Origin of the sequence: Daejeonella sp. (assembly GCF_036405355.1) — a bacterium.
Classification (GTDB): Bacteria; Bacteroidota; Bacteroidia; order Sphingobacteriales; family Sphingobacteriaceae; genus Daejeonella.
In genome coordinates this window covers 1-12821 of the sequence record NZ_DASWXT010000005.1, presented here as the reverse complement: position 1 = coordinate 12821, position 12821 = coordinate 1, and the positions used below count along the sequence as shown (strand labels likewise).

7 protein-coding genes and 1 pseudogene are annotated in these 12821 nt (G+C 41.8%); 6 read left to right on the top strand and 2 right to left on the bottom strand.

Annotated features, from left to right (window positions below; all coding sequences use genetic code 11):
* Nucleotides 1-166: 166 nt before the first annotated feature.
* From VGE44_RS00360 to VGE44_RS00350, 4 genes and pseudogenes are all read left to right on the top strand, one after another.
* Nucleotides 167-1525 carry a phage tail sheath family protein gene (locus VGE44_RS00360; RefSeq protein WP_331075790.1) on the top strand — a complete coding sequence of 453 codons (1359 nt, stop codon included), beginning with the start codon at nt 167-169 and terminating at the stop codon, nt 1523-1525.
* Nucleotides 1526-1757: 232 nt separating this feature from the next.
* A pseudogene (locus VGE44_RS18410) lies at nt 1758-1823 on the top strand (SEC-C metal-binding domain-containing protein); the annotation flags it as partial.
* Nucleotides 1824-1955: 132 nt separating this feature from the next.
* Nucleotides 1956-5558, top strand: a complete 3603-nt coding sequence (locus VGE44_RS00355; RefSeq protein WP_331075789.1) for a hypothetical protein — start codon at nt 1956-1958, stop codon at nt 5556-5558.
* Nucleotides 5559-5616: 58 nt separating this feature from the next.
* Nucleotides 5617-7443, top strand: a complete 1827-nt coding sequence (locus VGE44_RS00350; protein WP_331075788.1) for a hypothetical protein — start codon at nt 5617-5619, stop codon at nt 7441-7443.
* 267 nt (nt 7444-7710) lie between these two features.
* Here the strand turns inward: VGE44_RS00350 and VGE44_RS00345 are convergent, their stop codons facing one another.
* The gene (locus VGE44_RS00345; protein WP_331075787.1) at nt 7711-8649 is read right to left on the bottom strand and encodes an HNH endonuclease; all 939 of its coding nucleotides are present in this window, start codon (nt 8647-8649) and stop codon (nt 7711-7713) included.
* A 428-nt stretch (nt 8650-9077) separates the two neighbouring features.
* On the opposite strand from VGE44_RS00345, the gene VGE44_RS00340 reads away from it, so the two are divergent.
* Nucleotides 9078-10625, top strand: coding sequence for a Fic family protein (locus tag VGE44_RS00340; RefSeq protein WP_331075786.1), 1548 nt, complete (start codon nt 9078-9080; stop codon nt 10623-10625).
* Nucleotides 10626-10973: 348 nt separating this feature from the next.
* On the opposite strand, the gene VGE44_RS00335 is transcribed toward VGE44_RS00340, so the two are convergent.
* Complete coding sequence (locus VGE44_RS00335; RefSeq protein ID WP_331075785.1) at nt 10974-12089, bottom strand: helix-turn-helix transcriptional regulator; 1116 nt, start codon at nt 12087-12089, stop codon at nt 10974-10976.
* Between the two features lie 202 nt (nt 12090-12291).
* On the opposite strand from VGE44_RS00335, the gene VGE44_RS00330 reads away from it, so the two are divergent.
* Nucleotides 12292-12636 carry a helix-turn-helix domain-containing protein gene (locus tag VGE44_RS00330; RefSeq protein WP_331075784.1) on the top strand — a complete coding sequence of 115 codons (345 nt, stop codon included), beginning with the start codon at nt 12292-12294 and terminating at the stop codon, nt 12634-12636.
* Nucleotides 12637-12821: the final 185 nt, after the last annotated feature.

The following is a 12821-nucleotide window of genomic DNA, read 5'->3' as shown; positions in this document are numbered from 1 at the left end:
ATCTCTTTTTGAAAATGAATCTTGCCTTAAAAATCCTCCGAAGCCGGATTTTCTAATGAGCATCTTAAACAGATTTAAGAGCATCAAATGAGATGAGAATTCAAAGCCCCCGTTTCTAAATAAAACTTCCCCATATTTTGTATATTCCCCTGAATAATATATCCCTATGCCCAAATACACAACGCCTTCAATATACGTGGATGAAATCTCCAACCTTCCACCTTCTGTTAGCGAGGTCGCAAGCGCCATTCCCGCTTTTTTGGGTTATACCGTGAAGGCGCCGGGAGACAGAACTGATATCTCACCTGTTCCAACAAGGATATCTTCCTTGTCTGAGTACAATCAATTGTTCGGGGGACCGCCGGAGTCGTCAGTATCTGTAAAATGGAAGAAGGTAGCCGGGAAATTCAAATTAGATATAAATCAGGCGGAAGTAGTTCACACCCTGTATTACGCGCTTAGAATGTTCTTTGATAATGGAGGCAGGAATTGTTATATCGTTTCTGTTGGACGATATCATTCGCAAAAATCATTCGCAGATTTCGAGGCCGGATTGACCGCCCTTAAACATGAAGAAGAACCTACGCTGATAGTATTATCTGAAGCATGCGGTCTTGAGCAACCCGGTGATTATTATACCATTTGCCGGCAGGCATTGGAGCAATGCAGTACCATGACCAACCGCTTCTGCATCCTGGATGTGCTGAGTGATGATATCAATGGAAAGGGATTCAGAGATGAGAACGGGATTGGCGAAAAGAACCTGAAGTATGGTGCGGTGTATTATCCTTTTCTCAGAACAACACAAAGAGCCCTGGTGCCGGAAGATAGGATCGCTGTAATTGAGAGTGCAAGCCGGGATACGAAAACGCTTCATGAGACCGGACAATCGGATCCGGAGCTTTACAAGGCCATCACAACAGCGTTAACTGATCCGAAATATACACTCATCCTTCCACCCTCATCGGCTATTGCGGGTGTATATGCACAGGTAGACCGGGAACGGGGAGTGTGGAAAGCTCCTGCAAATATAGTGCTGATGTCGGTACTGAAACCGATGATAAAAATTACAGCCGAGGATCAGGACATACTAAACGTTTCGCCGGATGGAAAATCTATAAATGGTATTCGCAGTTTTGTGGGTAAGGGCACGCTGGTTTGGGGCGCCCGCACCATGGCTGGCATAGATAATGAGTGGCGGTATATCTCGATCCGAAGGCTATTCAACATGATTGAGACATCGGCTATTAAAGCCAGCAATTTCGTCGTTTTTGAGCCAAATGATGCCAGCACATGGCTTAAAGTAAAAGGCATACTTGAAAGTTACCTCTATGGTTTGTGGCAGCAAGGAGCTCTGGCAGGCAAGACTCCTGAGGAAGCATACTTTGTTCATGTGGGTTTGGGTATTACGATGACCGCCCTGGATATAACAGAGGGAAAACTGATTGTTGAACTGGGAGTGGCTGCCGTCAGAGCACAGGAATTTATAACGCTGATGCTTGTGCATAAACTCAACAAAGTATAAGGTCATACTTTTTGTCAGTTCGGGATACCTTTAAGGAGGCGAAGAAAGGAGAGAATGCATCCCAGGTTCAATAGCCGAAAGTATCTTTAGGAAAAAAAGAAGGTTGATCAGAAAGAAGATCTGAGGGAGCAGAATAAGTGAAACAGGAAGAAAAGTGTGAAAGTTTAGGATTGAGTAGCCCGCGGAAGCGGGCTTTTTTTTACAGAATTTTTCTTTTAGCTATATTTAGTTAATGTCTAAACTTGGAAGAAATGACCCCTGCTTTTGCGGAAGCGGAAAAAAATACAAAAAATGCTGCATTAATTTGGGAGTTCCTCCAGAATCTCAAATGCAGCCAGCACAGCTTTTTGAGAGCGTATTTAAGCAACAAAAACCATCTCACTCGTTCATTAAGAAGTACGATTTACGAGAACTGCTTAAACTCGTTTCATTGCTCCAGCTTCAGCCACTTAACCATGGTAAGAATGTACGCCTTGAGCTGTTGGCGACAGAAATCGTAAACAATATTCGTGGAGGTGGGACAAATACAAGGCATAATGAAATTTCAAGGGATCTGAAAATACATTGTACAAAGCATTGGGCAGAAGATCCACCGGAGGAATTCTTTACCGAGAACATCGTTTTTGTAAATGGGAACAATATCGTTTATCCTGGAATTTACTCGGATTGCACTGAGATCGTTCAGGGTCTTTTGCACAGCTTATTAGACCGTAAGAAACTACCTAACGACTATGTACATGAAGTTTCAGAAGCAAGTCTTTTTATTCTGCACGTTCAGAATACCATAGCTGAGAAGCTTGGTCACACACACCGAATGTTCGAAGAGTCTGACGGAAAGGAGTTGTTCATACCGAATGAAGCTATACTCGCTAGAGATAAAGAACTTTTTTCTTTCGACCAGGATCAGCTTGAGGCGATATCCGATAATCTGAACATACCAGTTAATACGATCCGCAACTTTACCTACGAAATCTCCCACAAGATCAATGCTATAGAATTCGACGATTCTAATCCACTTTTTTTAAAGCCGTTTATAGAGTTGGACGGACAATTTTTTCTTGTGATGCCGACGGCACTTCTTTGCGCACTATGTGAGTTCATTGTCGAAAAAGCGAGAGAATATTCCTGTCTCGATGAGCTTCTCAGTAATTTTTCGAACGAGGCCGCAGGGGAGATTGATATGATTCTAGGAATGATGGGATGGCGGAAAGTCGACTTCGATTTTATAACCAAACCTCCCAAAGTGTCCAACTTCGGCTTGGTTGAAGAAATGTGGCAATTCGATACCAACAAACTCGCATATGTCCCTACGATAATAGAGTTACCCAAAACTTTCATTCCCAGGGACGAAATGGAGAAGGTTTCAAAAGAATTTGAAGCCCGGGTTAAAGCAATCGCTGAAGCTTTTCATGCAAAGAATCCCGACGGAAGGCTGATGGTTGTAGGTATTACCTTAAAAACTTCTGTTTTGCAGAGGTTTATGATGTCCTGTAAGGATATTAAATATGTTGATCAGGAAATAGTAATCCCATTTTACGATCTGCAATGCCTGACCCGTCATTGGCATTTCGAACCTTTGACTTTGTGGAAATATGTTAAATATCTCGATCTAAGCAGAGCTGCGATCATGTTTTCTCCGATGAACTCTCATCTATCCAAGTTCAATTGGTATCAACGCAACCATGAGGCATTTAATGACTCGGATGAACGACCGTTTAACTTTGCAGCTTTCGAACTGGATATTGAAGGAAACATAAAACGCGAAGCCAAAGCGAAGATCGACAGAGTGGGCATCCCTTTCACTGTTAACGGAGTTACCGGATTTGTACGATGCCGCAGAAAGGAAGAACACTACCCGGTATACATATCCGATGAAATCCGCTCCGGCTATCTCCGGAGTTGTTTACTTGGGTTCTCGTGCCCTATATGGATTCAAGGGAATCAATCAATGGATTATACCGCGGATATATATATAAATGCAATATTGTTTTGGTTGTACAGAGGCTACGATGTGCTACATGGATTTATTAACCAGCTTCGAAAACGGCCAATCGTCATTACGCTGCATTTAGATACCCTTTTGTCACGACCCGAAGAGTGGGAATTTCCTGATGTTACACAGGAAATTGAACTTAGCTACAACATTATTCCAACACTTAGAGCTGTGGAAATCAAAGTTCCGTTCGGTATTGTTGATCAGCTTTCCAGAGTTAGTAATGAGGGAGAGCAGACTTTTATGAAGCATATAATTCATATAATTGGAGATCTGATAGAACAACTGGGACTTGGAACAAATCTTACTGAAGAGGAACTGGATGCCACGATAAAGGAAATAATGCCTAGCGGTAATGAGAAAATGATCATTATGGCGCAGAGTGACCGGGATATTAGTTTGTCAGCTACCGCAATTCGGCCGGCGCGTAAAATACCCAAGTCCGAAATTTCATATATTCTTAATAACCAGGTGAGTTGGTTAGGATATACAAAGGAAATCCCGAGGAAGATCGCATCGGCCTCCGTTAAAATATCTCTTTTAAATGACTTGGTAAAAGTGCATTTTAAACAGGTCATAGATTTGGTAAATAAATACGACGCTGTTCAGCTTCTTGTTTATTTAATGCAGCGGCATGAAAATACCCTTCATGAGAGAGCATTTCGAAAGATAACCTATCCAGCCAAAGCAGCTTGCTACGGAAGCTTTATCGACGTCCAGCAACAATACATTGATACCGAAGCAGATTTAGTTAGCAGCAGCCTTGCCCTTCGAACATTGATTGAATTTGTTGCTTGTGAAATGCCTGGTGGCAAATCGATACCCAACGACGATGATATCGATCTTATGTTGGCACACGTTAGCGAATTGGTCAATTACGGCGCGATGTCCGACACTATTAAATTCGAGATATATGAGCCCGAAATTGGCCTTTTGCCTTCGGGAAGAATTGGAATCGGTCACGAATTTGCCGATACCACTTTGCGGGCTTTTCGTGATGACATATATATCGAAGAATATGAAAGACATATAACTGAGTATGCAGAGCATTTTTACGATCCAGAACAAAAGAAGCCAGATGCTTTGTCTTCAAAAGAAGACCCATATTGGGACAAAGTAGATGCAGTGTTCCGTGAAACTTGGGGGATAACGATATGGGATATTTTAGGTGCGAGTAACTTTATCGGATGGACGGTTTTTTCGAAGAATGAATCGGTAGCGATTATGTCTCATGAAGAATTGAAAGATTTATTTACGAACCGTTCCAACCTTTCTAATGAGGAATTTGCTGGATTTCTAAAAGTGCTCTCATTCGAGGAACGAAAGGGCATTCTTGGCGTTGATGCAAAAGACCTGCCTGAAGTATATCCTTGGCGGTATAACAGGAGGGTATCCTATATGCTAAAACCGATCGTTCCCGTCAAATTGAACGAACAACAGTTCTATTTGATTAGTGTGAGGCATCTTTATACCGCTGCTCAAAATATTATTGCTCGTTTCTTCGACGGCACGTTGAAAACAGGAAAACAGGACTTTAAAATTCAAAACCTCCTTGCTCAGCGAAACGATATCAAGGGAAAGGCATTTCGGGACAAGGTTTGCAATTGGCTAAAAGAGAATACGACCTTCGAGGTTTATCCTTATGAAGTCAAAATTAAGCCTAAGGCTTTTTTCAAATCTGAATGTGACAAAGGAGATATAGACATTCTGGCAATCGATCACCAGGGTAAAATACTTTACTCAATCGAATGCAAGAACACTTCACAAGCTAAAATCGCTTACGATATTCATGCGGAGATTAGCAACTATTTAGGTAGGAACGGAAAGGAAGGCATGATTGAGAAGCACGTCAGACGCGACCAATGGCTAAATGAAAACAAGGAGGATTGCCTTTCAACGCTAGGACTAACAAAAGAATATGCGATTAAATCTATTGTAATCACCAAGAATATTCTTCCAACAAAGTACATTAAAGAAACAAAGTTGCCTATGTTTTCGTTCGCGGACCTATTGCAAAATCGGGTTTTTATGAATCTGTAAACAAATGGTAGATATCAATTACTTGATTTATTGGATGATGTTTACCTAAATTATCAGTATGGCAAATTTCAACCGACAGCTTCTTGTCACCTATGAAAAGGTTTACGGCGAAAATTTACCGGCAGATCACGTCGGAATATCCGCGATAAATAAAATAACATGGGCAAAAATAATTGCGCGACTAAACCATGTTGCGAGAACACGTTCAGAATACGCTCCTATTGACGTATTCAGCGATTGGTTTAACAGTGAGAATCACGCCGCTGCGAATGAAATATGGGACAAGTTGAAGGCCTCCTACAACAAGCTGGGAGTTAGGGCCAATGATCTCCATATTTTAAACGTGTGGAGTAATCTCACTTTATTGGATGAGGTCTTGTCTACGGAAATTCCCGAGAACTCTGGAATGTCGAACTCCGAATCTGAAGTGCTTGCCTTCGAGCTTTATCTAGATGCAAATCAAAAAGCGGCCCAACGAACCGATCGTATTTTCGATCAGATAAAAGAACAAGATCATCCGAATATCGTAGATCGTTTTGCTCGGATTGGTTTAACACTATTATATCCTTACCATGATTTAAATCATTTTAACCCGGTTGAGTTATTAATTTCCCAATTCACCAAGTCGTTCTACTGTTTACAATTTTTTCGCGAGGATTATCCAGACTTATTAACAAAATTCCTTACAGTATATGGTGTTCAAACCTGGCAAGGGTATCTGAAGGGCATACTCCCTATTGCACACATGGCAGCAATACCAGGAAATGATACCGGGCTGAATTATCTTAAATTGAATGAATCAACGGACATGGTAAGCAACAAGAAATTCCTTGACCATTTAGCATTAACAAATGATGACGAATATCCGCTAAGAACCGATTTTATTCATGCTCGATCTCATCCCTTGTTCAAGGTGGATGAAGACGAATACCTCATTTTAGATTCGGTCCTCACAGTTTATCGGATTTTTAATTCGATGTTCTTTGAGTTATTAAGAATTTCAGAAAAACACTCTAGTTTAAACCTAAAGGGCAAATTTTTCAGTGTTTTTACTTTCGAATTCATCGAAAAATACCTTTGTTATTCACTGCTGGATCGAATTTTCGCTGAGAGTAAGTTTATTCATTTTCAAGGTTCAGAAATAGAAAAAAAGTTCAAGTTAGGTACCGAACCTGACTACTACGCTCGAAACGGAAACAAAATTTTTCTCTTCGAAATAAAAGGGAGCATAGTTACCGGGCCAGCCAAACAATCTTTTACATACGAAGACATTGAGACGGAGCTAAAGGAAAAATTCCTTTTAGATACATCGGACGGAAAGAATAAAGCCGTTAAGCAACTTGCAGAACGAATAAAAATTCTACTGGAGCGTTCCGAAAGATCTGCTTATGACAAAGGGTATAATCCAAAAAATGTTAGATTCTTTCCCATTTTGCTTGTTTCAGAATTGATGCTGACCACGCCAGGCATAAATCAGATACTAAATAAATGGTTCTGGGAGGAAGTTGAAAATTACAATGTATTGAAATGCGCAAGACAAAGGATTAACGATCTCGTGATCATCGATATCGACACCCTGATCATATTCTCAAAAGAATTTGAAGAGAATCCGCGTTTGCTGGAAAAACTGATTCTTGATTATAATTATGCCTGCTCGAAGGACAGAGTGGAATCAATAAAGAGAAAACAAGGGGTAACCCAAGATATGCTTGAGCAGAGGATATGGTCCACACTTGATTCGTTCGGCTTTTTTATCCGTCGGAAAATGAAGCCTCGTATCCCCGATATCTTCAAAAAATTTGCACAAGACCTCTTCAAAAGTGAAGAAATCGATACCACCGAACCACTTTCACCTGGGGGACTTTATCGCAGCAAGGAGGTGTAGTATTCTTTGATTCAGCATTAACCTGATATCCCTGCGCTTTCGCCTTTTTCCAGTTCGTGCGTTCATTATTCAATATATTCCGTTTTTGGCTTTTGCTGAGGCAAAGTTATACCTCGGTTAGCAAGGCCATGCCGTCCGAATTTGAACAAATGAAATTTCCCCCACAGGTAGTATTTTTCTCAAAAAGTCTTGCCTTCCACGGTCTCTGCACAAATTTTTTGTCTCTATCAAAAGCCAAAATGAAACGCATGCCAACGGAGCGACATATCAACCCCTAAAAATAGAATTATGCCATTCAATATATTGTTGATTAGGTTTATCAACTTCTTTTCCAGGAAGGTACAATAATTCTTTGCCATGATATTGGTAGTACTCCCGCCGGTTTTCAAATTCTTCTTTGATCGCCTTGCTAATTTCAACTTTATAATCTTTTGTAATGGTGATATATCCCGTATCAAACAATTTATGCATATCAGATCGAAGGAGTATGCCATTAGAAATATTATGTGGTCCTTGTTCGTTGTAAGGCTTAATATGCGCTGCATCCAAAACTGGCAAGGTTTTCTCACCACTTATTGAGCATCTACGGCTATATGCATCTGTTACCAGGACCCTAAAGGCACTCTGTCCAATTCGAACTTTCTGTAAAACCGACTTGCCGTAACCTGGCCAATCCGACTCTTTTGAGATAAACTGATTTTCTGTGAATACTGGATTTGAAGGAAGATACTTTTGGAGCGTGTTGTTGATCTGCGTCCAAAGTTCACTTCCTGTTACTGCGGTATCAAAGCCCTTTCCCTGAACAATACCGGTTCTACTCATAAATTGATCAACAGGAATCCAATCTTGGGTTTCAAAAAATATTGGATTAGTCAAAACGATGCAGCCGATAGTTGGATTTGAGTTTTCTTTGTCTGTCCGATAGGAAAGGATTGACCTTTTGAATTCATTAAAGGACGCACACCCATTTTTCTCACCAAAAACATCCCAAGCCATATTGAGCGGGAGAAAAGTATGACTTGAGAAGAATCCAAGCCCACCAATAACATGGTAGGGCCTTTTTAATTTAAACAGAAACGGTTCTCCTGGTTGAAGATATTTAAAAGCTGAGTTTCCTCCTGGTTGCCAAAAATTGACATCTTCAGGTGATATTCTGCTTAAATAATTGAACCAACTATTATCAGTCGCTCCTGCGTAAAACTTCATCAAGTTTTGTTTTTCTAAAAGTAAGATAAAATTGATACAGTGTTCTTATGCGAGAGTTTGAAATTCCAGTCTTATAGAACCGTTCATGCTGATGTAATAATTTATATTTTCAGATAGACCATTTCATCCACATATAAAACTATGCTGCATTTACTAGCAGTTGCGACCAGTCTAAATTCCACAATCATTGCTTGAGCATTTTTCTCAAGGACTTATAGCTCAACACATCATGCCTTATAGCTCAAAATCTTATTTGAGAGACCTATCTTTCCTTTGCGGATGAGAAGGCCTGAATAGTTTTGTGCCAATTATAATTTTAGCACTGATACTTATTATAATTTAAATACATACTGTTATTATAATTTTAATACGTACATTTATTATAATATTACAACATATCTAAATACTGGATATTAAGAAAAGCCAAAATGTCAACACCGGCCGAGAAATTAGCAGAGGCGCTTAAAGCGCTTCATAAACTGCAACAGAGTGGCCTGATAGGTATTAAAACAGACCAGATAAGTAAAACACACAGAAGGGGTCTGGTGCAGCAGGGTTTTCTGAAAGAGGTAACCCGGGGCTGGTATATTGCTACCCGGCCGGATGAAGGAGCTGACGACAGTACTTCCTGGTACACATCGTATTGGGAATTTTGCAAGCAATTCATCGATGAAAAGCATGGAGATGAATGGATCATATCTCCCAACCAGTCGCTTCAGTTACATGCCGGAAATTGGACCGTGCCCCACCAATTGATGATAAAATCGCCGAACGCATCCAATTTCAATACTGATCTTCTTTATCAGACGTCCATTTTTTTCATGAGAGGCGAGCTGCCGGAAAATGAGTTAAGAACTACAGAAAGGGAGCTGCAACTTTATACGCTGCCTGCTGCGCTGGTGTACTGCTCGCAAAGCTTTTACACCCAAGATCCAACAGACGCCCGGGCAGCCCTGGCAATGATCAGAGATTCGTCGGAAGTATTGAATGTTTTGCTGAGCAAAGGCCATAGTACAATAGCCGGGCGGCTTGCCGGGGCATTCCGGAATATCGGGCGGGATCGTATCGCTGAGGATATACTGAAAACGATGAAATCGGCCGGTTACGATGTTCGTGAATCGGACCCTTTCCAGGATCACACAGCAGTAGAATTATCATTCAGGGAAAGATCACCCTACTCAAACCGCATCAGGTTATTATGGAGTACGATGAGGGCTGAGATAATAAAGGTTTTTCCTGCGGCTCCCGGACTGCCTGAACAGCATAAGGAATATCTGAAAATGGTTGAAGATATATATGTAACCGATGCTTACCATTCGCTCTCCATTGAACGATACAAGGTAACGCCGGAACTGATCGAACGGGTACGCAGCGGGAAGTGGGATGTTGTGGGCAGTGAGGAAGATAAAAAGCAAAAGGACGCCATGGCAGCCAGGGGATACTGGCAAGCATTTTTAAAAGTGAAGGAAAGTATAGCCCGAATTCTTGAGGGTGCAAATGCAGGCGCTGTTGCAGATAAAGATCATTCCGACTGGTACCGGGAACTTTTCGCACCGAGTGTTGCGGCAGGTTTGTTAAAGCCATCGGATCTGGCAGGCTACCGGAACAACCAGGTATTTATAGGAGGCTCCAAGCATGTGCCATTAAGTGTGGAGGCTATGCGGGAAGTTATGCCCTTGTTGTTCGAACTGCTGGAAAATGAACCAGAGGCCTCGGTACGTGCCGTACTGGGCCATTTTATATTTGTATATATTCATCCGTATATGGATGGCAACGGACGAACCGGCCGCTTCCTGATAAATGTAATGCTTAGTTCAGGCGGATATCCATGGACAGTGATCCCTGTCGAAAGGAGAACGGAATATATGAGCGCTTTAGAAAAAGGCAGTGTCGAATCCGATATCCGGCCGCTCGCAAAATTTATCGCAGAGCTGGTTTCTTTGACGCTCAAGGGAAAACCTGTGGCAAGTATTTAATAAGTTACAGACACGGAAGAGATTGATATTTCCTTGCTCATTTGGTCCGATTTTCGTATATCTAATTCAACAAACGGGCGCAATATCTAATTAGAGTCCCGGTATTGATGACTTTGTGTAAAAGATTGATTATCAGTTAATAACATACGGTGTTCGAGCCCAGGTGGGCGCACGAAAGCTCCGCGAAAGCGGGGCTTTTTTTTGCACCAGCCTGGGCTCGAAGCCTGTCCCGACGATAGGAGAGAACTCCTGGTGGCCCCACAAACCCACCAATTACTCATTTTTGCTTTGCTCTTTAAAAATCTCTAATTATAGTACAACACATTCCCCCGATACCATCCTAACCCCTCATCCCCCCTTATCAAATCCCAAATACCCCCTGATAGCATCCTTAAGCCTGCTACCCTCAGGGCCGAGTTTGGGATAGATCTCAGCCATCCGTTTGATCATATTTGTAATCCGGTAACCAAATGATTCGGGTATCTTTCCTTTTTTTTCTTCTTCTTCAATTAAATCCCAGATCTCGTCAAAATGCTCGTCGGAGACATGTTCATATAAAAAGTCCATCAGTATATCCGAATTATTCTCCCGGTCATAGGGAACGAATTTAATCTGTAGGTCGAGATGCGCTGCCTTACCCGTTCGCGCCAAGGCTTCAGAAAATATCAGGTCGATTTCTTCTGAATATAATCGGAGAACTTCAAGGCTGGGCGAGGTTCCGAACCGCCGTTCCAGATTTAATATAAAATTGAGCATAATCTCGTATACCGAAAGGATGACTTTTCTGATCGTTCTCCCCGTTTTTTTTCGGCTTACACCAATTATTCTGATATCCGGGTCAAAAGCTTCTCTGAGAAAGTTGCGAATTAAAGGACTCATATGGTTAGCCGCGTCGGATGCAGATCCATCGTTGAGTAGAAAATTCTCGTAAAAGCCGGATACCGGTTCACATAGAAAAATCAGTCGGCCTTTTTCATCTTCCGGATCCAGCAATTCGAAGGGTACCGGAAATTCTATGAATTTTTCATTTCCGCTTTCAAAATTCACTAAGTATTCATGCGGGTAGATACGGTAGTCGGAAAAACCGGGGTTTTCAAGGTAACCTACCAGTTCGCTATGTGACCATTCTAATAAATTTCTGCAGTTGATACTTTTCGCAAATGCTTTTACCCGGCTAAGCGCATCGTACAAGCCGATGGTATTGTAAAGAAGGTCATGTTTTAGATTAACTATCGATTCTGGCAGGGGATTTCTCGTAGTGGGGATGATTTCATCTTCTTCAATCTGGAGTTCAAGTATTCTGACCAGCCTTACTACCTCGTCATAGCCCGGTATTCTTACGCCCTTCTCCAGCCTGTCGTATGCCGAACGCGACATGTTTAATATCTCTCCCATTTGTTTTTGACTCAGGCACTCGCGCGTACGGTATTGCAGGAGTGCGTTTGCGAGGTTAAATTTTCCCATTGGCAGACAGATGAATGTTTAACAATGCGAGAGCTATAGTAAATATAAGGACTAGCTGCAACAAATAAAACACGAATGGCATCGGGCTGGCATTGCTTTTTGCGATGCGCATAAATCGGGCAGGGTATGCACACAAATCGTGCAGGCTTTCTTCTTCATTAGCAAAAACTTGCCACACTTTTGTTTTGTTGAACAAACAAAGGTGGACGACAAGGTTTACATAGCCGAAATCCGCGAGCTTCTCTTAAAGCTCCAGCTCCTTCTTGACAGATATGAGTCAGGAACAACGACTGCTGAAATGTCCTCTGGAAGCAAAGCTGCTGCTCCTTCTACTGAAACCCTTGCCCCGCTGGAACCCTCTTTATTGCCTGAAGAAGACGTATCCGACTGGTGGGATGATTCGGATCTGAAAATTAAACTCAAAATAAGTACCAGTACCCTGCGCCGCCGCCGGAAGGATGGCACCCTCAAACCCTTTTGTATTGGTCGCCGCTACTATTACTTAAAGCAGGATATATTAAAAATCAGGCATCGCTTTATGAAATAGCGGCTATGCATTCTATTTAGCTGAGAGGTATGTTTACAAAAAATAGCAAATATTAAATATTATATCACCCGCCTCTTGCCGGCGGAGAGGGCACTTACTTTTCCCTGCAGCTGGAAAAGTAAGCAAAAGAGCCGCGCCTTCCTGATATTTGTTGTAAATCCACGTTTTATCCTGTGGGTGCAATC